The 24,071-nt window shown below is 69.4% G+C and carries 22 protein-coding genes and 2 tRNA genes; 19 read left to right on the plus strand and 5 right to left on the minus strand.

The window, feature by feature from the left end:
• The first annotated feature begins 172 nt into the window (after nt 1-172).
• The 10 genes from gnd (at nt 173) to ACGFWI_RS04025 (ending at nt 12,569) form a co-directional block, all read left to right on the plus strand.
• On the plus strand, nt 173-1,051 hold the full coding sequence (gnd, locus tag ACGFWI_RS03980; protein ID WP_393904303.1) for a phosphogluconate dehydrogenase (NAD(+)-dependent, decarboxylating): 879 nt from the start codon (nt 173-175) through the stop codon (nt 1,049-1,051).
• A gap of 63 nt (nt 1,052-1,114) precedes the next feature.
• Nucleotides 1,115-2,251, plus strand: coding sequence for a DNA replication/repair protein RecF (gene recF, locus ACGFWI_RS03985; RefSeq protein WP_393904304.1), 1,137 nt, complete (start codon nt 1,115-1,117; stop codon nt 2,249-2,251).
• Complete coding sequence (locus ACGFWI_RS03990; protein WP_393904305.1) at nt 2,248-2,784, plus strand: DUF721 domain-containing protein; 537 nt, start codon at nt 2,248-2,250, stop codon at nt 2,782-2,784. The genes recF and ACGFWI_RS03990 overlap by 4 nt, the downstream gene beginning before the upstream one ends.
• 322 nt (nt 2,785-3,106) lie before the next feature.
• Entirely contained in the window at nt 3,107-5,137 is a 2,031-nt protein-coding gene (gene gyrB / locus ACGFWI_RS03995; RefSeq protein ID WP_393904306.1) for a DNA topoisomerase (ATP-hydrolyzing) subunit B, read from the plus strand.
• Nucleotides 5,138-5,187: 50 nt separating this feature from the next.
• Nucleotides 5,188-7,812: a DNA gyrase subunit A gene (gene gyrA, locus ACGFWI_RS04000; RefSeq protein WP_393904307.1), complete on the plus strand. Its 2,625-nt coding sequence runs from the start codon at nt 5,188-5,190 to the stop codon at nt 7,810-7,812.
• Between the two features lie 15 nt (nt 7,813-7,827).
• Entirely contained in the window at nt 7,828-8,517 is a 690-nt protein-coding gene (locus ACGFWI_RS04005; protein ID WP_393904308.1) for a DUF3566 domain-containing protein, read from the plus strand.
• A gap of 87 nt (nt 8,518-8,604) precedes the next feature.
• Nucleotides 8,605-8,678: transfer RNA gene (locus ACGFWI_RS04010), tRNA-Ile, on the plus strand.
• A 189-nt stretch (nt 8,679-8,867) separates the two neighbouring features.
• A complete protein-coding gene (locus ACGFWI_RS04015; RefSeq protein WP_003958712.1) occupies nt 8,868-9,002 on the plus strand; it encodes a DLW-39 family protein in 135 nt (44 codons plus the stop codon).
• A 235-nt stretch (nt 9,003-9,237) separates the two neighbouring features.
• Nucleotides 9,238-11,166: a VWA domain-containing protein gene (locus tag ACGFWI_RS04020; RefSeq protein ID WP_393904309.1), complete on the plus strand. Its 1,929-nt coding sequence runs from the start codon at nt 9,238-9,240 to the stop codon at nt 11,164-11,166.
• Entirely contained in the window at nt 11,160-12,569 is a 1,410-nt protein-coding gene (locus tag ACGFWI_RS04025) for a hypothetical protein (RefSeq protein WP_393904310.1), read from the plus strand. The genes ACGFWI_RS04020 and ACGFWI_RS04025 overlap by 7 nt, the downstream gene beginning before the upstream one ends.
• Before the next feature lie 54 nt (nt 12,570-12,623).
• Here the strand turns inward: ACGFWI_RS04025 and ACGFWI_RS04030 are convergent, their stop codons facing one another.
• Together ACGFWI_RS04030 and ACGFWI_RS04035 are read right to left on the minus strand one after the other, a co-directional pair.
• A complete protein-coding gene (locus ACGFWI_RS04030) occupies nt 12,624-14,057 on the minus strand; it encodes a protein kinase (RefSeq protein WP_393904311.1) in 1,434 nt (477 codons plus the stop codon).
• Nucleotides 14,058-14,098: 41 nt separating this feature from the next.
• Nucleotides 14,099-14,647, minus strand: coding sequence for a helix-turn-helix domain-containing protein (locus ACGFWI_RS04035; RefSeq protein ID WP_393904312.1), 549 nt, complete (start codon nt 14,645-14,647; stop codon nt 14,099-14,101).
• Nucleotides 14,648-14,775: 128 nt separating this feature from the next.
• On the opposite strand from ACGFWI_RS04035, the gene ACGFWI_RS04040 reads away from it, so the two are divergent.
• Nucleotides 14,776-14,848, plus strand: a tRNA-Ala gene (locus tag ACGFWI_RS04040).
• Between the two features lie 87 nt (nt 14,849-14,935).
• On the opposite strand, the gene ACGFWI_RS04045 is transcribed toward ACGFWI_RS04040, so the two are convergent.
• A complete protein-coding gene (locus ACGFWI_RS04045; protein WP_393904313.1) occupies nt 14,936-15,547 on the minus strand; it encodes a dihydrofolate reductase family protein in 612 nt (203 codons plus the stop codon).
• A 340-nt stretch (nt 15,548-15,887) separates the two neighbouring features.
• Complete coding sequence (locus ACGFWI_RS04050; RefSeq protein WP_393904314.1) at nt 15,888-16,607, minus strand: DUF5324 family protein; 720 nt, start codon at nt 16,605-16,607, stop codon at nt 15,888-15,890.
• Between the two features lie 388 nt (nt 16,608-16,995).
• Between ACGFWI_RS04050 and ACGFWI_RS04055 the strand changes: the two genes are divergently transcribed.
• Both ACGFWI_RS04055 and ACGFWI_RS04060 read left to right on the plus strand, forming a co-directional pair.
• Nucleotides 16,996-17,523 carry a peptidylprolyl isomerase gene (locus ACGFWI_RS04055; RefSeq protein ID WP_393904315.1) on the plus strand — a complete coding sequence of 176 codons (528 nt, stop codon included), beginning with the start codon at nt 16,996-16,998 and terminating at the stop codon, nt 17,521-17,523.
• 148 nt (nt 17,524-17,671) lie between these two features.
• Nucleotides 17,672-18,589 (plus strand): rhomboid family intramembrane serine protease, encoded by a 918-nt coding sequence (locus tag ACGFWI_RS04060; protein WP_393904369.1) that lies wholly within the window; start codon nt 17,672-17,674, stop codon nt 18,587-18,589.
• A 236-nt stretch (nt 18,590-18,825) separates the two neighbouring features.
• Here the strand turns inward: ACGFWI_RS04060 and crgA are convergent, their stop codons facing one another.
• Complete coding sequence (gene crgA, locus ACGFWI_RS04065) at nt 18,826-19,080, minus strand: cell division protein CrgA (protein WP_018092078.1); 255 nt, start codon at nt 19,078-19,080, stop codon at nt 18,826-18,828.
• Between the two features lie 181 nt (nt 19,081-19,261).
• On the opposite strand from crgA, the gene ACGFWI_RS04070 reads away from it, so the two are divergent.
• The 6 genes from ACGFWI_RS04070 to ACGFWI_RS04095 all read left to right on the plus strand — a co-directional run bounded on the left by ACGFWI_RS04070 (nt 19,262) and on the right by ACGFWI_RS04095 (nt 23,950).
• Nucleotides 19,262-20,032, plus strand: a complete 771-nt coding sequence (locus tag ACGFWI_RS04070; protein ID WP_393904316.1) for a DUF881 domain-containing protein — start codon at nt 19,262-19,264, stop codon at nt 20,030-20,032.
• Between the two features lie 37 nt (nt 20,033-20,069).
• The gene (locus ACGFWI_RS04075) at nt 20,070-20,810 is read left to right on the plus strand and encodes a class E sortase (RefSeq protein WP_393904317.1); all 741 of its coding nucleotides are present in this window, start codon (nt 20,070-20,072) and stop codon (nt 20,808-20,810) included.
• An 81-nt stretch (nt 20,811-20,891) separates the two neighbouring features.
• Nucleotides 20,892-21,068: a hypothetical protein gene (locus ACGFWI_RS04080; protein WP_006604449.1), complete on the plus strand. Its 177-nt coding sequence runs from the start codon at nt 20,892-20,894 to the stop codon at nt 21,066-21,068.
• The gene (locus ACGFWI_RS04085; protein WP_393904318.1) at nt 21,065-21,721 is read left to right on the plus strand and encodes an aminodeoxychorismate/anthranilate synthase component II; all 657 of its coding nucleotides are present in this window, start codon (nt 21,065-21,067) and stop codon (nt 21,719-21,721) included. The genes ACGFWI_RS04080 and ACGFWI_RS04085 overlap by 4 nt, the downstream gene beginning before the upstream one ends.
• Nucleotides 21,718-23,184 (plus strand): class E sortase, encoded by a 1,467-nt coding sequence (locus ACGFWI_RS04090; protein ID WP_393904319.1) that lies wholly within the window; start codon nt 21,718-21,720, stop codon nt 23,182-23,184. Before ACGFWI_RS04085 ends, ACGFWI_RS04090 begins: the two co-directional genes overlap by 4 nt.
• Nucleotides 23,185-23,209: 25 nt before the next feature.
• Nucleotides 23,210-23,950: a class E sortase gene (locus ACGFWI_RS04095; protein ID WP_393904320.1), complete on the plus strand. Its 741-nt coding sequence runs from the start codon at nt 23,210-23,212 to the stop codon at nt 23,948-23,950.
• The last annotated feature ends 121 nt before the right edge of the window (nt 23,951-24,071 follow it).

Consider the following 24,071-nt stretch of genomic DNA (forward strand, 5'->3'; position numbering starts at 1 on the left):
CGGGGGTGGCGGCTGTCCGGCGGACCCCGGACAGCGCCCTGGCCACACACCTTGTGGCGACCGGCTGAAGGGTCCCTGATGAGCGGCTGAGCCCACAGGTGTGCGCGGACCTGCGGGCGTAGGCTCGGACCCGGGTACGAACAGCAACGACTACGTGCAAAGAGGGTCTCTGATGGAGCTCGGTCTCGTCGGTCTCGGCAAGATGGGCGGCAATATGCGTGAGCGCATTCGCCGCGCCGGCCACACCGTCATCGGATACGACCGCAACCCTGACGTGGCGGATGTCAACAGCCTTCAGGGGCTGGTGGACAAGCTCAAGGGTCCGCGGGTGGTCTGGGTCATGGTGCCGGCCGGTGCCGCCACCCAGTCCACGATCGACGAGCTGGCCGAGCTGCTCTCGCCGGGCGACATCGTCGTGGACGGCGGCAACTCCCGCTGGACCGATGACGAGAAGCACGCCGAGGAGCTGAAGGCCAAGGGCATCGGCTTCGTCGACTGCGGTGTCTCCGGCGGCGTCTGGGGCCTGGAGAACGGCTATGCCCTGATGTACGGCGGCGACAAGGACGATGTCGCCAAGGTGCAGCCGATCTTCGACGCCCTCAAGCCCGAGGGGGAGTTCGGCTCGGTGCACGCCGGCAAGGTCGGCGCCGGCCACTTCGCGAAGATGGTCCACAACGGCATCGAGTACGCCATGATGCAGGCCTACGCCGAGGGCTGGGAGCTGCTGGAGAAGGTCGACTCCGTCACGGACGTGCGGGAGGTCTTCCGCTCGTGGCAGGCGGGCACGGTCATCCGTTCCTGGCTGCTCGACCTGGCCGTCAACGCACTCGACGACGACGAGCACCTGGAGAAGCTGCGCGGCTTCTCCGCCGATTCCGGTGAGGGCCGCTGGACGGTCGAGGCCGCCATCGACAACGCCGTGCCGCTGCCCGCGATCACGGCCTCGCTCTTCGCGCGGTTCGGGTCCCGTCAGGACGACTCCCCGCAGATGAAGATGATCGCCGCGCTGCGCAACCAGTTCGGTGGCCACGCGGTCGAGAACAAGAAGTAGCAAAAGCAGCAAGCACCGCAGAAGTAACAGGCAGCAAGAGCCGGGGGAGGTCGGCGTCCAGCCATGCACGTATCGCATCTGTCCCTTGCCGACTTCCGCTCGTACGCCCGGGTCGAGGTTCCGCTCGACCCGGGCGTCACGGCCTTCGTGGGCCCCAACGGGCAGGGCAAGACCAATCTGGTCGAGGCGGTCGGCTATCTCGCCACGCTCGGCAGCCACCGGGTCTCCTCGGATGCCCCGCTGGTGCGGATGGGCGCCGAGCGGGCGATCATCCGGGCCGCGGTCGTCCAGAGTGAGCGGCAGCAGCTGGTCGAGCTGGAGATCAACCCCGGCAAGGCCAACCGCGCCAGGATCAACCGGTCCTCCCAGGTCAGGCCACGGGATGTGCTGGGGATCGTCCGGACGGTGCTGTTCGCGCCGGAGGACCTGGCGCTGGTCAAGGGCGATCCGGGGGAGCGACGGCGGTTCCTGGACGAGCTGATCACCTTGCGTTCGCCGCGGATGGCGGGGGTGCGCTCGGACTACGAGCGTGTCCTCAAGCAGCGCAACACCCTGTTGAAAACCGCCGCGTTGGCGCGCAGGCACGGCGGGCGGCAGATGGATCTGTCGACGCTGGACGTGTGGGACCAGCATCTGGCACGCGCGGGCGCCGAGCTGCTGGCGCAGCGGCTCGATCTGATCGCCGCGCTGCAGCCGCTCGCGGACAAGGCCTATGAGCAGCTGGCGCCGGGCGGCGGGCCGCTGGCGCTGGAGTACCGCGGTTCGGCGGGCGAGGCGATGGCCGCCGCCTCGACCCGTGAGGAGCTGTACGGGGTGCTGCTGGCGGCGCTCGGCGAGGCCCGTAAGGGAGAGATCGAGCGCGGGGTGACGCTGGTCGGCCCGCACCGCGACGATCTGGTGCTCAAGCTGGGGCAGCTCCCGGCGAAGGGGTACGCCAGCCATGGCGAGTCCTGGTCGTATGCGCTGGCGCTGCGGCTGGCCTCGTACGACCTGCTGCGCGCCGAGGGCAATGAGCCGGTGCTCGTGCTCGACGACGTCTTCGCCGAGCTGGACACGCGGCGCCGCGAGCGGCTGGCGGAGCTGGTGGCCCCGGGCGAGCAGGTGCTGGTGACGGCCGCCGTGGACGACGATGTGCCGGGCGTTCTGGCCGGGGTGCGCTATGCGGTGTCCGACGGCGCCGCGGAGAAGGTGACTCCGTGAGCGAGGAGCAGCCCGACGGCGCCAAGCCGTCCCCTGAGCTCTCCGGTGTGGATCTGGCCCGGCAGGCGCTGGTGGCCGCCAAGGAGCAGGCGCGTGCGCGGGGCGCGGCCGCGCAGCAGAAGAAGCAGGCCAGACGCGGCGGGCTGCGCTCGGGTGCGCGGGCCGACGGCCGCGATCCGCTGCCGCTCGGTGCGGCGATCAACCGGCTGATCACGGAGCGCGGCTGGGAGACCCCGGCGGCGGTCGGCGGGGTGATGGGGCGCTGGCCGCAGCTGGTCGGGCCCGAGGTGGCGCAGCACTGTGAGCCGCAGAAGTACGACGAGGACGCCCGCGTCCTGACCGTCCAGTGCGATTCGACGGCCTGGGCGACGCAGCTGCGGCTGCTGGCCCCGACGCTGGTGGCCCGCCTCAACGAGGACCTGGGCCACGGCACCGTGAAGATGCTCAAGGTGCTGGGTCCCGGTGGCCCCGCGCGCCGTTACGGATCGCTGCGGGCACCGGGAAGCAAGGGCCCGGGCGACACCTACGGCTGAGCCCTCGGGCCTCCTTATACGGGTGAGGCGGGTGCGACTCCGCTCACGGTAGCCGCCGGTTGACAGCCGGAAGCGCTGAGTGCCCGTGTGAGCGTCCTGAGGCCCCTTCTCGGATATGGGGAGTCGGCGGACGCCAGTTCAGGGCGGCACATGACGACTCAGGTGCCTGCAAACCCCCATGAGTGTCGGCGCTACCGGTAGACTGGTGGCAATCCCGCCCACTCGCGGAACATGTCGAACGACGTAGCCGCTCCCGCCTGTCCTCCCAGGGGTGATCCCCACAGGCGCGGAAGGGCTCGTGCTGTGCCAGAAAGGGCGCTTCGTGGCCGACTCCGGCGACCTCAACGAGAACAACACAGCTTCTACTGAAGAGGGGGTTCCTGCCGGCGCCATGGGCGACTCCTCGGTGGAGAAGTCGTACGACGCCAGCGCGATCACCGTCCTTGAGGGCTTGGACGCGGTCCGTAAGCGCCCTGGCATGTACATCGGCTCGACGGGCGAGCGTGGTCTGCACCACCTCGTGCAAGAGGTCGTCGACAACTCCGTCGACGAGGCGATGGCGGGTCACGCCGACACCATCGAGGTGACGATCCTGCCCGACGGTGGCGTGCGCGTGATCGACAACGGTCGCGGCATCCCCGTCGGCATCGTGCCTTCGGAGGGCAAGCCGGCCGTCGAGGTCGTGATGACCGTCCTGCATGCGGGCGGCAAGTTCGGCGGTGGCGGCTATGCCGTCTCCGGTGGTCTGCACGGCGTCGGTGTCTCGGTCGTCAACGCGCTGTCGAGCAGGGTCTCGGTCGAGGTCCGGAGCGACGGCTACCGGTGGACGCAGGACTACAAGCTGGGGGTGCCGACGGCTCCGCTGGCGAAGAACGAGGCCGTCGACACCACGGGCACCTGCGTCACGTTCTGGGCGGACCCGGACATCTTCGAGACGACCGAGTACTCCTTCGAGACGCTCTCCCGGCGCCTCCAGGAGATGGCGTTCCTCAACAAGGGCCTGACGATCTCGCTGACGGACGAGCGCGCGGACCATGTGGACGAGGAGGGCAAGCCGCTCTCGGTGCGGTACCACTACGAGGGCGGCATCGTCGACTTCGTGAAGTACCTCAACTCCCGCAAGGGCGAGCTGGTGCACCCCACCGTCATCAGCGTGGAGGCCGAGGACAGGGAGCGGCTGCTCTCGGTCGAGCTCGCGATGCAGTGGAACACCCAGTACAGCGAGGGTGTCTACAGCTTCGCGAACACCATCCACACCCATGAGGGCGGCACCCACGAAGAGGGCTTCCGCGCCGCGCTGACGGGCCTGATCAACCGCTATGCGCGCGACAAGAAGCTGCTGCGGGAGAAGGACGACAACCTCACGGGTGAAGACATCCGCGAGGGTCTGACGGCGATCATCTCGGTCAAGCTCGGCGAGCCGCAGTTCGAGGGCCAGACCAAGACGAAGCTGGGCAACACCGAGGCCAAGACCTTTGTGCAGAAGGTCGTCCACGAGAACCTCACGGACTGGCTGGACCGCAACCCCAACGAGGCCGCGGACATCATCCGCAAGGGCATCCAGGCGGCGACCGCCCGCGTGGCGGCCCGTAAGGCGCGCGATCTGACCCGCCGCAAGGGCCTGCTGGAGACGGCGTCGCTGCCGGGCAAGCTGAGCGACTGCCAGTCCAACGACCCCGAGAAGTGCGAGATCTTCATCGTCGAGGGTGACTCCGCCGGCGGCTCGGCCAAGTCCGGCCGTAACCCGGAGTACCAGGCGATCCTGCCGATCCGAGGCAAGATCCTCAACGTCGAGAAGGCCAGGGTCGACAAGATCCTGCAGAACAACGAGGTCCAGGCACTGATCTCGGCGTTCGGCACGGGCGTGCACGAGGACTTCGACATCGCGAAGCTCCGCTATCACAAGATCATCCTGATGGCGGACGCCGACGTCGACGGTCAGCACATCAACACCCTGCTGCTCACCTTCCTCTTCCGCTTCATGCGGCCGCTGGTCGAGGCGGGGCACGTCTACCTCTCCCGCCCGCCGCTGTACAAGATCAAGTGGGGCCGGGACGACTTCGAGTACGCCTACTCCGACACGGAGCGGGACGCGCTGATCGAACTCGGCAAGCAGAACGGCAAGCGGATCCGCGAGGACTCGATCCAGCGGTTCAAGGGTCTCGGTGAGATGAACGCCGAGGAGCTGCGCATCACGACCATGGACATCGACCACCGGGTCCTCGGTCAGGTCTCGCTGGACGACGCGGCCCGTGCGGACGACCTGTTCTCCGTGCTGATGGGCGAGGACGTCGAGGCGCGCCGCTCGTTCATCCAGCGCAACGCCAAGGACGTCCGCTTCCTCGACATCTGAGCCCTGTCGGCCCGAACAACAGCCGCAGCTCGAAAGGACTTTGAACCACCATGGCCGACGAGAACCCCCCTGTGACCCCGGACGGCGTGACCGCCGAGGGCGCGCCCGCCGCCATCGAAGGCGTGGGGATGCGTGTCGAGCCCGTCGGGCTCGAAACGGAGATGCAGCGCTCCTACCTCGACTACGCGATGTCCGTCATCGTCTCGCGTGCGCTGCCCGATGTGCGTGACGGCCTCAAGCCGGTGCACCGCCGGGTGCTGTACGCGATGTACGACGGCGGCTACCGCCCCGAAAAGGGCTTCTACAAGTGCGCCCGCGTCGTCGGCGACGTCATGGGTACGTACCACCCGCACGGCGACTCCTCCATCTACGACGCCCTGGTGCGCCTGGCGCAGCCGTGGTCGATGCGGATGCCGCTGGTGGACTCCAACGGCAACTTCGGTTCTCCGGGCAACGACCCGGCCGCGGCCATGCGGTACACCGAGTGCAAGATGAAGCAGCTGTCGATGGAGATGCTCCGGGACATCGACGAGGAGACCGTCGACTTCCAGGACAACTACGACGGCCGTAACCAGGAGCCGACGGTCCTGCCGGCGCGCTTCCCCAACCTGCTGATCAACGGCTCGGCCGGTATCGCGGTCGGCATGGCCACCAACATCCCGCCGCACAACCTGCGTGAGGTCGCGGCCGGCGCCCAGTGGGCGCTGGAGCACCCCGAGGCCTCCAGCGAGGAGCTGCTGGACGCGCTGATGGAGCGCATCAAGGGCCCCGACTTCCCCACCGGCGCGCTGGTCGTGGGCCGCAAGGGCATCGAGGAGGCGTACCGCACCGGCCGCGGTTCCATCACGATGCGTGCCGTGGTCGCCGTCGAGGAGATCCAGAACCGCCAGTGCCTGGTGGTCACGGAGCTGCCGTACCAGACCAACCCGGACAACCTCGCGCAGAAGATCGCCGACCTGGTCAAGGACGGCAAGATCGGCGGCATCGCGGACGTCCGCGACGAGACCTCCTCGCGTACGGGCCAGCGCCTGGTGATCGTCCTCAAGCGGGACGCGGTCGCCAAGGTCGTCCTCAACAACCTCTACAAGCACACCGATCTGCAGTCGAACTTCGGCGCGAACATGCTCGCCCTGGTCGACGGGGTGCCGCGCACGCTGTCGCTGGACGCATTCATCCGCAACTGGGTGACGCACCAGGTCGAGGTCATCGTCCGCCGGACGAAGTTCCGGCTGCGCAAGGCCGAGGAGCGGGCGCACATCCTGCGCGGTCTGCTCAAGGCGCTGGACGCCATCGACGAGGTCATCGCGCTGATCCGGCGCAGTGAGACGGTCGAGGTGGCGCGCGAGGGCCTGATGGGCCTGCTGACCATCGACGAGATCCAGGCGAACGCGATCCTGGAGATGCAGCTGCGCCGGCTGGCCGCCCTGGAGCGCCAGAAGATCACCTCCGAGCACGACGAGCTGCAGCGCAAGATCGGCGAGTACAACGCGATCCTGGCCTCCCCGGAGCGGCAGCGCCAGATCATCAGCGAGGAACTCGCCGCGATCGTCGAGAAGTTCGGCGACGACCGGCGCAGCAAGCTGGTGCCCTTCGAGGGCGACATGTCCATCGAGGACCTGATCGCCGAGGAGGACATCGTCGTCACGATCTCCCGTGGCGGCTATGTGAAGCGGACGAAGACCGACGACTACCGCTCGCAGAAGCGCGGCGGCAAGGGCGTACGGGGCACGAAGCTCAAGGAAGACGACATCGTCGACCACTTCTTCGTCTCCACGACCCACCACTGGCTGCTGTTCTTCACGAACAAGGGCCGGGTCTACCGCGCCAAGGCGTACGAACTCCCCGACGCGGGGCGGGACGCGCGGGGTCAGCATGTGGCCAATCTCCTCGCCTTCCAGCCGGACGAGCAGATCGCGCAGATCCTGGCGATCCGCGACTACGAGGCCACGCCGTATCTGGTGCTCGCCACCAAGGCCGGCCTGGTGAAGAAGACGCCGCTCAAGGACTACGACTCGCCGCGCTCCGGCGGTGTCATCGCGATCAACCTGCGGGAGCAGGAGGACGGCACGGACGACGAGCTGATCGGCGCCGAGCTGGTCTCGGAGAGCGACGACCTGCTGCTGATCAGCAAGAAGGCCCAGTCCATCCGCTTCACGGCGACGGACGACGCGCTGCGCCCGATGGGCCGGGCCACCTCCGGCGTGAAGGGCATGAGCTTCCGCGCGGACGACGAGCTGCTCTCGATGAATGTGGTCCGCGCCGGGACGTTCGTCTTCACCGCCACGGATGGCGGGTACGCCAAGCGCACCGCGGTCGACGAGTACCGCGTCCAGGGCCGCGGCGGCCTGGGCATCAAGGCCGCCAAGATCGTGGAGGACCGGGGCTCGCTGGTCGGAGCGCTGGTCGTCGAGGCGACCGACGAGATCCTCGCGATCACGCTCAGCGGTGGCGTGATCCGTACGCGGGTCAACGGAGTCCGTGAGACCGGCCGTGACACCATGGGCGTTCAACTGATCAACCTGGGCAAGCGTGATGCCGTCGTCGGCATCGCACGGAACGCCGAGGCCGGTCGTGAAGCCGAAGAGGTCGACGGGGGCGACATGCCCGACGAGGCCGACGCGGCCGAGGAGACCGTGCCGACGGAGGCCGAGGGCGAGCAGCCCGCGGCGGAGTAGCACGAGGAGTAGGTCGTGAGTGGAGCCACGGGCGCTGCGGCGGGTGGATCGGGAGCCGAGAAGGACTCCCCGTCCGGACCCGCAACCGTGACGGATGACAGCGCCCGTGGCTCCGCCGTTTCTGACACCGGCCCCCGTGACGAGGGCTCGCACCAGGGGGGACCCGTGACCGATACCCGTCAGCCGCAGCCACAGCCCCGGCAGCAGCCCCAGGGGCAGGCAGAGGGCGGCTCCCAGCAGCCGTACCAGCCGCCTCAGGCGTATCCCACCGGCGGTGGGCAGGGCGGCGGGCAGGCGGTGCGCCGGCCGCGTACGGGCGCCCGTACGGCCCCGCGGACCCGCAAGGCCCGGCTGCGGGTGGCGCGCGCCGATCCGTGGTCGGTCATGAAGGTCAGCTTTCTGCTCTCCATCGCGCTGGGCATCTGCACGGTCGTGGCCGCCGCGGTGCTGTGGATGGTCATGAACGCGATGGGCGTCTTCTCCACGGTCGGCGGGACGATCAGCGAGGCCACCGGCTCCAGTGACGGCGCGGGCTTCGATCTGCAGTCGTTCCTGTCGCTGCCGCGGGTGCTGCTGTTCACGTCGATCATCGCGGTGATCGATGTGGTGCTGGCGACCGCGCTGGCCACGCTCGGCGCGTTCATCTACAACCTGTCGGCGGGCTTCGTCGGCGGTGTGGAGCTCACCCTCGCCGAGGACGAGTGATCCCCTCCGGGAGGGCGTTCGGGAGGCTCCCCGAACCGATTTTGGGAACGCCTCTGAAGTGCGCTAATCTTTCGGTGCAGCGAACGCGCGGCTATAGCTCAGACGGTTAGAGCGCTTCCCTGATAAGGAAGAGGCCCCAGGTTCAAGTCCTGGTAGCCGCACAGCACAATCGGCCCGGCCGGGGAACTCCCCGGCCGGGCCGATTCGTTGTACGGAGGCGGAAGTTGGCTCGCGGCAGAGCCCTCGGACGAGGTGTTGCCGACCGCGGGCTAGGTAACCGATCGGTATCGGCCGGTGTGTATCATCGGCCGACATAGGTCCCCTACGTCAACGAAAGACGAGGTCGCGCGGTGAAGAAGCTTCTCCTGGTCGCACTGGCCGCCATCGGCGGGCTCCTCGTGTACCGCCAGATCCAGGCGGATCGCGCCGAGCAGGATCTGTGGACGGAGGCGACCGACTCCGTGCCCGCAGGTTCGGGTGTCTGAGACCCCCCACAGCACAGTTCGTTCGTACGGACCCCGATTGCCCCTGGGTGATCGGGGTTTCGTGCGTCCGGGGGCGGGCGGGGCGGCCTGTGGTGGGGGTGCCGGCGTCCGTGCCGGGTGGCTGGATGTCGTTGCGGGACCGTGACGGCACCCCTCTTGAGTTTGCTATAGCACACCATTAGATTGCAACAGCAAAGTCTGTGATGTGGCCGCAGGGCACAAGGGGGAGCAGGACATGGCACAACGACCACGCAGAGGGGCGGTGGCGTTGCTCGCGGGGCTGTTGCTGGCCCTGACCGCCGGGCCACTTCAGGCCACCGCGGCCACACCGGCCAGGGCGCCGGCCGCCGACGGCACCGGAATGGTGATGGTGCTCGACTCGTCCGGCTCGATGGCCGGGAACGACGGATCCGGCAGCACCCGGATCGACTCCGCCCGCAAGGCTGTCGGCACGGTCGTCGACGCCCTGCCCGACGGCTACCCCACCGGCCTGCGGGTCTACGGCGCCGACAAGCCCAAGGGCTGTGACGACACCCGGCTCGCCCAGCCGGTCGCCGCCCTCGACCGGGCGGGCCTCAAGCGGGCCGTCGCGGGCGTCCTACCCAAGGGCGACACCCCCATCGGGCTCTCCCTGCGCAAGGCGGCCGACGACCTTCCCGGGCCCGCCGGCGGATCGATCGGCAAGCGTACGATCCTGCTGATCTCCGACGGCGAGGACAACTGCCACGCACCGCCGCCCTGCAAGGTCGCCGCCCAACTCGCCGCCTCCGGCGTCGATCTGCACATCGATGCCATCGGCTTCCAGGTGGCCGGCACGGCACGCGCTCAGCTGGAGTGCATCGCCAAGGCCGGCAACGGGCGCTACTACGACGCACCGGACGCCAGGGCGCTCGCCCGCCAGCTCCAGCGGGCCGGCCAACTCTCGGCGGACGGCTACCGCTTCAAGGGGAAGCAGGTGCGCGGCACGGCGAGCGGAAGCGGTGCACCACGCATCGTCCCCGGGCAGTATCTGGACTCCATCGGGCCCAACGAAGAGCGGTACTACGCGACTGATCTGGACGCCGCCTCGACGGCCGACTTCTCGGCGACCGTGGTGCCCCAGCCCGGCGCGGCCATCGACTCCCTCGATACGCTGCACACCCGGATCGCGTACGGCACCGACAGCTCCTGTGACTCCACCTCCGAGCTGTTCGGACAGCACGAGGGCGCAACACCGCTGACCTCGGGCGTCAGCCGCATCCCCACGCAGAGCGGCACCGGCGGCTGCGACAAGGCCGGGCGGTACTGGCTGGTCGTCGAGCGCAAGGCCGCCAAGGGATCGGACGCCGCACGGTGGCCGATGGAGCTGATGTTTCACGTGGAACATCCGCTGAGGAAAGGCGTCACGCCTGCGCAGTCGGAGCCGGAGTACGGTGCGGGCGGCAAGGACGCCACACTGCCCACCAGCGCCCCCAAGGACGTCACCGGCGGTACCGGCTTCAACGACGCCCGTACGCTGCGCCAGGGCGTCTGGCGGGACAAGGTTCTGCCGGCGCAGACCGTTTGGTACAAGGTGCCGGTCGGCTGGGGCCAGCAACTGCGCTACGACGTGGAGTTCGCCAACGAACCCACGGTCAAGGGGTACAGCGCCGCCACGTCCTACGGCGGCACCCAGGTCTACACACCGTTCCGTACGCCGGTCGGCAGCGGCACCGGCCAGTTCAGCCCCCAGGTGCCCTACAGCGGGCGGCTGGCGTCGCTCAGCATGGGGACGGTCCCGGTCGCCTGGACCAACCGCTATGAGACGCACCCCGACGTCCGGCCCGTGCACCGCAACGGCGACTTCTACATCGCGGTGACGCTGGGCGCCAAGGCCTCCGAGATCGCGGAGCATCCGCAGATCGGTGTGGTGCTGCGGATCGCGGTGCTGGGCAAGGAGAAGAGCGGCCCGCAGGCCGGGGCGTCCGCGGTCCGGGCCGATGTCTCCCCGGGCGATTCCCGGCCCTCGGCAGACGGCACGCAGGACGGCGGTGGAGGATGGTCCGCGGGACGTGTGGTGGCCGTCGCCATCGGTGGAGTGGGCGTACTGCTGCTGGCCGGTCTCGCGGTGGCCTACGGGAGGGCCCGCAGGAAGCCGCGGGCCGGCGCCGGGAATTCCGATCCGATGAGGGGTGGCTCGTGGTGACGGGGCGCACGACGAACAGGGGCACGGCCGTGCTGGCGGCGCTCGCCGTGGTGACGATCCTGCCGGGGGTGGTGGGCGTGGCCTCGGCCGAGACCGTCCCCGGCTACCGGACGGCGGACGGCGCCACGGCGACCAAGGGCACCTCCAGCGCCGCGGATGCACCGCAGCTCAAGCCCGGACTGCACACCGACTCCATCAAGCGCGGCGAGCAGAAGTACTACGCCGTCACCCTGGACGACAGGACCAGCGCGTACTTCTCGGCCGTCGCGGCGCCCAAGCCCGGCACCAAGGTCGAGGACTACGGCGACAAGCTGACCATCAACGTCCAGGACAGCGACGGCACGACCTGTGACACGGGAGCCAGTCCGTCGTTCAACAGCGGCGGCATGGCGCACCCGATCGCCGACTACGCCACCCGTCGCATCGGCGCCGACCGTACCGAGTGCCAGAAGGCCGGCCCGTACTACCTGGTGATCACCCGCGAGGGTTCGGAGACCTCCGGCCCCGACACCTGGCCGCTCGAACTGGACTACCTCGACGAGCCTCCGCTCAAGGGCAGCACCCCCGCCCAGCCGGGCCAGGGCAGTTGGAGCTCCGCCACGCCCGCACCGCGTACGGACACCACCAAGCGCAGTGCCAAGGGCGGCACCGGTTTCAACGACGCGGGCGCGGTCGACTCCGGCGTATGGAAAGACCGGATCACCCCGGGCGAGACCCGCTTCTACCGCGTTCCGGTGGACTGGGGGCAGCGGCTCAACCTGACCGCGGAGCTGCCGAATGCACCCTCCGGGTCCTCCGGATTCCTCGCCCGGATGCTCGGGCTGGGTGTCTACAATCCGGCGCGCGGTGCGGTCGACGACGTCCATTTCGTCTCGTACACCGGGAAGCCGGCCGCTGCGAAGGATTTCACGGCGCCCGTCGAGTACGGCAACCGCTTCAACTCGACCGACTCGGTCAGCGCGATGCGGTTCGCGGGCTGGTACTACCTCGAGGTCAGCCTGCACCCCGATGCCGCGCGGTACTTCCCCAAGGGCGCGGAGCTCACCCTCCGGGTGGACGTCCGCGGCGCCGCCAAGGCCGGGCCCGGCTACGCCGGGCCGACCGGTGCCTTCTCCGTCACGCCCGAGGACCGGGAGACGGCGCAGAAGGGCCAGACCGCACAGGAGGCCGAGAAGAGCGGCACCCTGATGACGGTGGCCTACGCCGGGATCGGCACGGGGGTGGTGTTGCTGGCGGGGCTGGGAGCGTGGACGCTGGCGGCGCGACGGTCCTCGGCCCTTGCGTCGGCCGCACCGGTCGCAGCGGGCGGTCCGGGCGATCAGCCCTCCTTGCCGGGGCAGTCGACACGGTCGACCCAACAGGCTCAGCAGAAACCGCAGTTCGGGCCGCCACAGGGCTGGTAGCGGGCCTTTCCGGGGGCCGGGGGCCTTGGGGTCGCACCGGCCCGCGGTATCGCCTCAGGCGGCGACCAGCGCCCAGACGCCGACCGCGATGCACAGCAACGCCACGATCAGCACCGGGATCGCGACCTTCGGGGGCGGTCCCGGTCTCCTGTACGGGACGGGCGGTGCCGTGGCCCGGGCGGCGACGGGGGTGCCGACCGGGGGCCGCCCGGGGACCGGGTGCGGGCCCGCCGTATAGGGGCGGGTCGCGGACGGCTCCGGAGGGGCGGCGGCCGTGGGCTCGTACGTGGGCGCCGGAGGCGGGGGAGGCGTCGAGGCCGTCCCGGACGCCGCGTCGGGACCGGCCGGGGTGCCGTGGCCGGTGGGTGTACTGCCGTGGCCGGCAGCCGGACCGCCGTGGCCCGTGGCCGTATGGCCCTGACCCGTGGGCGAACCGCCATGGCCGGTCGGCGAACCGCCCGGCATCGGCAGCGGGGTGGGCGTCGGCGGGGTGCTCGGCTCCGGCGGGGCGAGCTGGAAGCTTCCGGTGTCCGACATGGACACCTGCCCGGTGGTCGCGGTGCCCGCGGTGGCGCCGGCCGTCGCGGGCCCGTCGCTCTCCCTGGTCCGCAGTGGCCCGTTCGCCCCGAAGCCGGCCGGCAGCGGCCCTATGTGGTCGAAGACTTCGACGATCTCTTCCTCGATCGTCGCGTCCGGCAGCAGCTCGACCGTCGAGATGACCGCCTTACGGGCCCCCGTGGCCGTCCTGAACCGGGCTTCCGGGTCGGGGTGCACCAGGGACGCCAGCACCTGCCACAGCGGCTCCGGCACGCCCTCGGGCGCGTTCGGGATGCCGTGCCGGGCGAAGTGCTGGATCAAGGCGTCGGCGTCGGGCTTGGTGCCGGTGATCAGATAGAGCGCGACCAGGCCGACCGCGAACAGGTCGGCGGGGAAGTCCGGTTCCGCGCCCAGCAGCTGCTCCGGAGCGAAGTAACCGGGCGTGCCGACCACGAGGTTGGTCTCGGTCAGCCGCGGCTCACCCTTGCGCATCGCGATGCCGAAGTCCGACAGCCGCAGATGCGGCCGGCCGGTGCCGGTGGCCTCCAGCAGGATGTTCGCCGGCTTGATGTCACGGTGCACCACACCCTCCGCATGCACCGCGGTCAGCCCGGCCAGCAGCTGGTCCAGGAGCAGACACACGAACCGCGGCGGCAGCGGGCCGTAGTCCCCGATCAGATGTGCCAGCGAGCCGCCGTTCACCAGATCCATGGTGAACAGCACCTTGTCGTCGTCCGCGGCCCAGCTCGCCGGGGCCAGCACATGCGGATGGTCGATCCGCAGTGCCTGTTCGCGGACGAAGCGCAGCAGTGTGTGTGCGTCGCTCTGCTGCAGCACCTTGGCGGCAACGTAGCGGCGGCGCCGGGCGTCCCAGGCGCGCCAGACCGCGCCCACCCCGCCCCGTCCGATCGGGTCGATCAGCTCATACCGACCGGCGAAGATCTCACCCATTGCGCCCCGTCCGTCTTCTGAACTCGCAACGTCCCCTGTGGCTAACTCTGGTGCGCCTCGTAGTGGGCGACCGCGTCCGCGGTGCGACCGGCACCGTAGACCCGGAGGAACTCTGCCAGTTCGGGGTGAGCGGGGGCGAGGGTGTTCGCCGCATCGATGATGTCCCCGGCGTCGGAGACAGACCGCAGCAGCGACTGGATCTCCCGCACCACGCGCCGCACCGTGGTCGCCCCCGTCGACGACGTCTGCTGCGCAGTGTTGTTGAGCACCGATCCCCCCGCCGTCTTCTTGATCTCCTCCATGCGTTCGGTGGCCTCGGCGGCGCTGACGCTGCCGTCGGCGACCTGGCCGGCCAGATCCTGCAGTGCCTGCACCCGCTGCACCACGGCCGGGTTGCCTATCTTTGCGCGCTGCCCGCTCATCAGCTGCGACAGCATCGGTGCCGACAGACCGAGCACAGCGGCGAGCCGGGCCTGGTTGAGGCCGAGATCGTCGATCAGGCGGCGGAACAGCGCACCCAGAGGCTCCCCGTACCAACTGCGCTGCAGCTCCCGGGCCCGCGCGGTGGCTTCCTGCTGTGCTGCGTCCATACCGTCTCCCCTGTTCTCCCCGGTCGGTTCGCTGCCGCGAATCTCGCGAAGCATCCTACGGAGAGCGACGGTGTGCGGCGATACCCGGTCGGGAAAGCCGTCGGACACCGGGTACCCTGGTGCGCGAAGGGGCCTTAGCTCAGTTGGTAGAGCGCTGTCTTTGCATGGCAGATGTCAGGGGTTCGACTCCCCTAGGCTCCACTCGGAAAGTGCCCTCTGAACTGTGGAAACGCGGTTTCGGGGGCATTTTTGTGCGTGGAGCGGGTACCGCCCGCGCGGACCCGCGGCCTACGTGTCACCCCCGTAGGTTCCGTACTCCGGAACCCCCGTCGATTCGAAGAGGTGCACCGACAGGCCGCCCGGTGTCGTCTCGTGGCCGACGAGCCGCAGACCGGCCGGGGCGCCGCCGTCCGGGAACAGACGTCGGCCCTGGCCCACCACGACCGGGGCGATCGCGAGCCGCAGCGTGTCGACCAGCCCGGCGGCCAGCAGGGACTGGGCCAGCGCGGCGCTGCCGTGGATCTGAACTTCCCGGCCGGGCTGCCGCTTCAGCTCGGCGACCTGGGCGGGGATGTCGCCGGACAGGATCGTGGTCGGGTTCCACCCGGCCTCCGTCAGGCTGTGGGAGGCCACGTACTTCGGCAGGCCGTTGAGAATGCCGGCGAAGGGGTGGCTGGTCATCTTCGGCCAGTCCCGAGCGAAATTCTCGTAGGTACGGCGGCCGAAAAGGAACGCGTCCGCCTCGCCGAGCCAGGTGCCCGCCAGCCGTTCGAACTCCTCGTCCAGGTACGGCACGAACCAGCCGCCCCGTGTGAACCCGCCGCTGGGGTCCTCGTCCGGGGACCCCGGGCCCTGGGAGACTCCGTCGAGCGTCAAGAACTCCTGCACAACCAGCTTCATCACGCACCACGCTCTCTTCGGCCTCTCCGGCCATTCCAGCCTCTTCGGCGTGGGGGCGCGACCGTCCTCACGCGTGGGACGCCGTGGCACGCGGAAATTCATCGGCCCTGACGCTCCTGACCGTGCCGGCCGATGCGGCGTGCCCGCGCGAGCCCGGAGTGACCCCGACGGAGCGGGAAGCCGTCGAGACCATCGAGCACCCAACGGGCTCTCGGGTGTCCTGACGGAGTGTTGGCCGGCCCGCGGAGGCAGCGTTGCCGGCCGTACGCGAACGGGCCGTGCCCGCCGCCCCTCGTACGGGGTGGGGACACGGCCCGGTGAGGTGCCTGCGGTCCGGGGGTCAGGCCGTGGTGCCGCCGCCGCGTTCGTCGGCCTCGGACTCGGCCTGCTTGGCCTGGACATCGGGGTCGAGCGAGGCGCCCTCGCTGCCGTCGACCGCGCTCAGCCGTCCGCGGTCGCTGACCTCGGTGGGCGCCGGCGGCTCGACCAGCCAGTCCGGATTGGCCTGCTTGTCCCACCACTTCCAGGCGGCGACCGCACCGCCGGCCAGGATGCCCAGTACGGCGAGGCGCTTGGCGAGCTTGCCGCGCCGGGCCCGTCGGTTGTGCTTCTTCTGGAGCTTGGCGATCTCGGCGGCCGTCACCTGTCCGCGGAGCGCGGCGAGCGCGGCGGTGCCGCGGGCCAGGGCTTCCTCGCGGACCGGTTCGGCCGCGGCACGCGCGTGGGTCACGGCGTTCTCCAGCCGCGGTGCCGTGTAGTCAGCTGCATGGCGGGCCGCCTTGCGGGTCCGGCAGGCCGCACGGGTCGCCGCCGCGTCCACCTTGGGCGGGAGCGTGCCACGGGCGTGCTCGATACGCGGGTGCAGATGCGCGTCGTACTGCGTACGTGCCTGGTGGGCGGCCTCGGCCACCTTGGGAGCCGCGCGCGTCCGAGCTTCGTGAGCGAAGTGCACGGCGGCGTCCTTGGCCGTACCGGCATAAGGAGCCACCACCTCCGCGGCGTGCCGCACGCTGTCCTTGGCCGTACCGGTCGCGGCGCGCACGCTGTCCTTGCGGGTCACGGGATCCTCCTCCTCGGTGGCGTGTCCGGGGCTTGGGGGCTTGTCCCCCGTGTCTGCTGTATCGCCTGTCCACCCGTTTGAAGATCATGCCCGCTCATGCGCCGTACAGCATGTGCGAGCGGGCATCCGGGTCATTGCGGACCTTCCGGAGCCTTGTGGTCGACAATGCCACGATTTTCCGCTTCGGGGGCAGGAAATCAGTACGAAAGCTGTCAAGAGGCAAGGACCGGACGGCACGCACGGAGCGGCGCGGGGCCCGTGAAGGGGCCATGACCGGGCGACGGCGAAACGCGGCGCGGAGCTCGGTGAGGGGCCGTGGACGGGCCGCGGGAGGGCCCGTTCATGCGAGGATCGGGAACCGTCAGCGAAGACTTATGGAAGGTAGATCGTGGCTGAGCAGCTCTACGCCACCCTGAAGACGAACCAGGGCGACATCGAGATTCGGCTCCTGCCGAACCATGCACCCAAGACGGTCAAGAACTTCGTCGAGCTCGCCAATGGTGAGCGGGAGTGGACCCACCCGGCGACCGGCAAGAAGTCGACGGACCGGCTGTACGACGGCACCGTCTTCCACCGGGTGATCAGCGGTTTCATGATCCAGGGTGGCGACCCGCTGGGCAACGGCACCGGCGGCCCCGGTTACGAGTTCGGGGACGAGTTCCACCCCGACCTGGCCTTCAACAAGCCGTACCTGCTGGCCATGGCCAACGCCGGTCCGGGCACCAACGGCTCGCAGTTCTTCGTCACCGTGGGCGCGACGGCGTGGCTGACCGGCAAGCACACCATCTTCGGTGAGGTCAGCAACGAGGCGAGCAAGAAGGTCGTCGACACCATCGCCGGCACCCAGACCAACCCGCGCACCGACCGTCCCGTCCAGGACGTCGTCATCGAGTCGGTGGTCATCGAGACCCGCTGAGCAGCGTCTTGCGCCCCGGCCGGGTCCGGGGAACCATTGCGCCCCGCCCGGTCGTACTTCAGGCGGGGCGCGAGGCTCGTCCGGGACGGGGTCGTGCGCGCGGGATGGATTGTTCATGCGCCCGGACGGAGAAGAGGACGAGGGACGGATGGACCAGGTGCCAGGCAGCCCACAGAAGCCGCAGGACGCGCAGGGTAATGACGGCCTGCCGGGCTGCTACCGCCACCCGGACCGCCCGACCGGCATCCACTGCACCCGCTGCGACAAGCCCATATGCCCGGAGTGCATGGTCAGCGCCTCGGTCGGCTTCCAGTGCCCGGATTGTGTACGCGGCGGCAGCGGCACCGGCCATGCGCCGCAGGCGACGGCGCCGCGCACGATCGCGGGCGGCACGATCGCGGCCGATCCGCGGCTGGTCACCAAGATCCTGCTGGGCCTGAACGTCGCCGTGTTCATCGCCGTCCTGGTGACCGGCGGCGACACGAGCTGGCTGCCCGGCCGTCTCGACCTGGTGGGGCTCGCCGCCGACCCGAGCCGCTTTCAGCTCGTCGGTGTCGCCGAGGGCGAGTGGTACCGCCTGCTGACCGCGATGTTCCTGCACCAGCAGATCCCGCACATCGCCTTCAACATGCTGTCGCTGTGGTGGCTGGGGCCGCCCCTGGAAGCGGCGCTCGGACGGCTGCGGTTCATCGCGCTCTATCTGCTGGCCGGCCTGGGCGGCAGCGCCCTGTCGTATCTCCTCGCCGCGCAGAACCAGCCCTCGCTGGGTGCGTCCGGCGCGATCTTCGGGCTGCTCGGCGCGACCGCGGTGCTGCTGCGGCGGCTGAATTACGACATGAAGCCGGTGCTGATCCTGCTCGGCCTCAACCTGGTCTTCACGTTCCTGTGGCCGAACATCGCCTGGCAGGCGCATGTCGGCGGCCTGGTGGTGGGTGCCGCGGTGGCGTTCGGGATGGTGCATGCGCCGCGTGACCGCCGGACCCTGGTGCATATCGCGACCTGTGTGGTCGCGCTGCTCGCGATCGTCGCGGTGGTGGGGGTACGGACCCTTCAGCTGGTGGGCTGAGGAGCCCGTTCCGCCCAGTTGTCCACAGTGCGTGGCCGATCTTGTGCATGCTGTGCGGGACATCCGCTCCGGCCCGCCCTGACCTGCATTTCCCCAGCAAGGATGCGGGGAGGCACAGGCCGGGAGAGGGGGCCGCCGATCACACCGGCGTCAACCTCCGGAAGGTTATCCACAGATCTTCTGAAGTTTTCCCCGGCTGTGGATAACCGTGTGGATGGCCTTGGGCAGGGCTTGCGCTACTTCCACTGGGTGGATACGCCGAAGCCCACCGCGATGAAGCCGAAGCCACACACGATGTTCCAGTTACCCATGGCCGCGATCGGCAGATCGCCCTCGGACACGTAGAACATCACGATCCACACCAGCCCGATGAGGAACATCGCCAGCATCAGTGGGGCCACCCAACCGCGGCCTGAGCTCATCTTCAGATTGGTGGTCTTCGCCGGCGGCGGCGTGAAGTCGTCCTTCTTGCGGATCCGTGACTTCGGCACGAGGAACTCTCCTGTCGATGCGCTGCTCCCCCGCTCTCGGCTTGGCTCGAGCGGGCGGTGCCCCCATCCGCGGGCAGGTACGAGATGTGTGCCGGGGCACGGACGCGGTGGGGAGCGGATTCCTTTTCCCGGGCGTCCGTTAGCGTAGTGCTTCCGTGGCGCCGTAAGGAGTAAGGGTACGTTGAGCAATTCCGCTGACTCCCCCGACCGCCCCACTCGTGCTCGCCTGCGGCCCGTGCGGTTTCTCACCCTCATCGTATTCGCACTCGCCGGGTTGCTGTTCTGGCTGAGCTTCGACACCGCACGGGGCACGAATCTGCGCTCGGACGACTCGATGCTGCGGCTGTCCGACCTCATCCAGGAGCGCAGCCACAAGAACGGCTCCCAGGACGACCGCAACGCCACCCTGCGGGCGGATGTCGATGCCCTCGCACGGCGCGACAACGGCAACTCCAAGGCCGAGGAAGCCAAGGTCAAGGCGCTGGAGAAGAACGCCGGCACCAAGCCGGTGAAGGGCGGGGGCGTGACGGTCACGCTCACCGACGCCCCGCCGAACGCCACCGCCAAGATCCCCGGCGTGCCCCAGCCGCAGCCCAACGACCTGGTCATCCACCAGCAGGACCTGCAGGCCGTGGTGAACGCCCTGTGGCAGGGCGGTGCCAAGGGCATCAAGGTCATGGACCAGCGGCTGATCTCCACCAGTGCGGTGCGCTGCGTCGGCAACACCCTGATCCTCCAGGGCCGGGTCTACTCCCCGCCGTACAAGGTCACCGCCGTCGGCGACCGCGAAGCCCTCACCAACGCGCTGACCGCCTCCCCCGCCATTCAGAACTACCTCCAGTACGTGAACGCCTACGGCCTGGGCTGGAAAGTCGACCAGCACGAGGCGGTGACTCTTCCCGGCTACTCCGGCACAGTGGATCTCCACTACGCACAGCCTGTGAAGCCGTAGCCCGCACGCCGCGGGGCGGCGGGAGGGGCGGGGCCGAATGACGCTGCGGGGCCGGACGGCGGTGCGGTGGATCGTGCGGACGCTCAGCGAGGTCTGTGTCACCGTCGGCGCGCTGATCGTGCTGTTCGTGGCCTATCTCCTCTTCTGGACCGGGGTGCGGGCCGACAGCGCCATGGACGGCGAGATCGGCAAGCTCCAGCACCAGTGGTCCACGGGTTCCGTCACCGGGCCCGGCGGCAAGCAGGCGCCCGACGGGAAGCCGGCCCCCGGCAGCACCCCCGCACCGGCCTCCGCGCCCCGCCGCTATGCCTCAGGCGCTTCCTTCGCGGTCATGTACATCCCGCGTCTGGGCGCCGACTGGACCAAGCCCGTGCTCGAAGGCACCGCGACCGACGTCCTCCAGCGCGGCCTCGGCCATTACGACCGCACCGCGCACCTCGGCGAGACCGGCAACTTCGCCGTCGCCGGCCACCGGCGCACCTACGGCGACCCCTTCAAGGACTTCCCACGGCTGCGCCCCGGCGACGCCGTGGTGCTGACCGATGGCGCGACCTGGTTCACCTACCGCATCGACAACCGGCCCTATACGACGCTGCCCGGCGACGTCGGGGTGATCGACCCCGTACCGCGGAAGTCCGGTTTCAACGGCCCCGGCCGCTATCTCACGCTGACGACCTGCGAGCCGGAATGGGGCCATAGCCACCGGCTGATCGTCTGGGCACATCTGGATTCCACCCAACCCGTGGCACAGGGAAGGCCATCGGCTTTGACCGGCTGACCCACCTGCGCCCGCCCTCTCCCTTTACTCTGGTGTCGCAATCGTCATCGTCATCGGCATCGGCAAGGGGACAGCGACAGCATGTACGGCTGGATCTGGCGGCATCTGCCGGGCAACACATGGGTGAAGGCGCTGATTTCCCTGGTGCTCGCGCTGGCGGTCGTCTTCGTACTCTTCCAGTACGTCTTTCCGTGGGCGGAGCCGTTGCTCCCCTTCAACGACGTCACTGTCGACCAAGGGATGGCAGCCGTCCGATGACCGCACGGATTCTCGTCGTCGACAACTACGACAGCTTCGTCTTCAACCTCGTCCAGTACCTCTACCAACTGGGTGCCGAATGTGAGGTGCTGCGCAACGACGAGGTCGCGCCGCGGCATGCTCAGGACGGTTTCGACGGAGTGCTGCTGTCGCCCGGTCCCGGCACACCCGAGCAGGCCGGCGTCTGCGTCGACATGGTCCGGCACTGCGCGGAAACCGGCGTCCCGGTCTTCGGTGTGTGCCTGGGCATGCAGTCGATGGCGGTCGCCTACGGCGGCGTGGTGGACCGGGCGCCCGAGCTGCTGCACGGCAAGACCTCGCCCGTCCTCCACGAGGGCATCGGTGTCTTCGCCGGTCTGCCCTCCCCGTTCACCGCCACGCGCTACCACTCCCTCGCCGTGGAACCGGACACCGTCCCCGACGAACTGATCGTCACCTCCTGGACGGAGGCCGAGGACGTCCCCGGCGGGCGGATCGTGATGGGCCTGCGGCACCGCGAACTACCGGTCGAGGGCGTGCAGTTCCACCCAGAGTCGGTACTGACCGAGTGGGGGCACCGGATGCTGGCCAACTGGCTCGTCGAATGCGGCGACGCGGGAGCTGTGGAGCGGTCGACGGGGCTCGCCCCGGTGGTCGGCAAGGCCGGCGCGTGACCGCCCTGCGCCCCGAGCGTGAAGGGAGATCCTACGATCCGAACGACCCGCAGCGGTCGTACGGACCGCAGGAGCCGCGCGGATCCCAGGATCCGTACGGGCAGCCCGATGCGTTCGAGGCGGCGGTGGAGCAGCTCGACGACCCGCTGAACGATCCACTGCCGGGCCAGGCGGCACCGGCGCCCGCGCCCGCTCCGTACGGACAACCGGGCCGGGGACGACGGCGGGGCAAGGCGGCTCAGGAGGACGGGAGACAGGGCTCACCGTGGTTCCGGCCGCATCTGGAGCCGGAAGGGCCGTCCCAGCCGGACCGGCAGTCGCACGGCGCCGAGACGGCCGCCTACGGCCAGGGCTACGGCTCCGGCTATGACTCCCGTCCCGCGTCGACCGAGCCGATATCGCAGCCCTATGCCGCGCCGGAGGCACCGGCACCGCCCGCACCCGCGCCGGCCGTGAGCCCCGCTCCGGCCGCGGCAGCTGCCGCCACACCGTGGCTGAACGACAACGAGACCATGGCACTGCGTCAGGCCGAGAAGCCCGACGGAGAGAGCGTTTCACGTGAAACCGACGCCTCGGTTTCACGTGAAACCGAGGCGTCGGGATCGGCCGCGGCGTCCGGAGGGCGAGCGGCCCGGCGCAAGGCCGCTCAGGAGGCTGCCAAGCGGGGCGGCAGGCGCGGGCGCCACAGCGGTGCGGCTGCCGCTACAGCGGCCGCTGCGACGGCTTCTGAAGCGGAGCCCGCCCCCATGTCCCGGCTGGAGGCCCGGCAGGCCGCGCGAGCCGCCAAGGACAGCCCCAGCCTGATCGCCAGCCGCGCGCTGGGCGAGGTGTTCATCACCCTCGGCGTGCTGATGCTGCTGTTCGTCACCTATCAGCTGTGGTGGACGAATGTGATGGCCGAACAGGAGGCCGGTGGCGCCGCGAACAACCTGCAGCACGAGTGGGACAAGGGCGGCGGCGAGAAGAAGAATCTCGCGGACGGTGAGCGCTTCGGGATCATGTATATCCCCAAGCTGGATGTGAAGGCTCCGATAGCCGAGGGCATCGACAAGCACCAGGTGCTGGACCACGGCATGGTCGGTCACTACGACAAGAACAGCGGGATCAAGACGGCGATGCCCTGGGACAAGAAGGGCAACTTCGCGGTCGCGGCGCATCGCAACACGCACGGCGAGCCGTTCCGCTATATCAACAGGCTCACCAAGGGCGACAAGATCATCGTCGAGACGCAGAGCTCGTACTACACGTACGAGATGGAGAGCATCCTCCCGCAGACGTCTCCGAGCAACACCAGCGTGATCGGCCCCGTGCCGCCCGGGTCGGGATTCACCGGGCCCGGCCGCTACATCACCCTGACGACCTGTACCCCGGAGTTCACCAGTACCTTTCGGATGATCGTCTGGGGCAAGATGGTCGACGAGCGGCCGCGGAGCAAGGGCAAACCGGATGCGCTCGCCGGCTGAGCGAACATAAGAGGGGTGCTACGCGGTGACTGCAACCGGAACCGACGAGGAATGCGACCGGTCCGCGCCGCCGCCCAAGCCGCGCCGGGTGCGCAGGACCATCGCCGCCGTCATCAGCGTCATCGGTGAACTGCTGATCACGGCCGGGCTGATCCTGGGCCTGTTCGTTGCCTACTCGCTGTGGTGGACCAACGTCCTCGCCGACCGCGCGGCGCACCAGCAGGGCGATCAGGTGCGCAAGCACTGGGCGAGCAGCGGGCCCAAGGGGCCGGGGAAGCTGGACACCAAGGACGGCATCGGCTTTCTGCACGTACCGGCGATGGACAACGGCGAGGTGCTGGTCAAGAAGGGCACCGACGCCGAGGTCCTCAACGAGGGCGTGGCCGGTTACTACACCAAGCCGGTCAAGTCGGGGCTGCCGGAGGACAAGAAGGGCAACTTCACCCTCGCCGCGCACCGCGATGGCCACGGCGCGAAGTTCCACAACATCGACAAGATCAAGGACGGCGACCCGATCGTCTTCGAGACGAAGGACACCTGGTACGTCTACAAGGTGTTCGCGACGCTGCCCGAGACCTCGAAGTACAACGTGGATGTCCTCGACGACCTCCCGAAGGAATCCGGCAAGCGCAAGGCGGGCCGCTTCATCACCCTCACGACCTGCACCCCGGTCTACACCTCGAACTACCGCTTCATCGTCTGGGGCGAGCTGGAGCGCACCGAGAAGGTCGACGCGGACCGCACCCTCCCGAAGGAACTCCGCTAGGACCAGGCGGGACGGCCGGGCGCGTCCCAGGCCCGCCCGGCCCTGATGCGGCGCTCCGTCCCTGCGCCCGATGCGGCAACGGGAAAGCCCCGGCACCCTTCCCAGGGCGCCGGGGCTTTGT

The sequence above is a fragment of the Streptomyces sp. NPDC048434 genome (assembly GCF_043200375.1).
Lineage (GTDB): Bacteria > Actinomycetota > Actinomycetes > Streptomycetales > Streptomycetaceae > Streptomyces.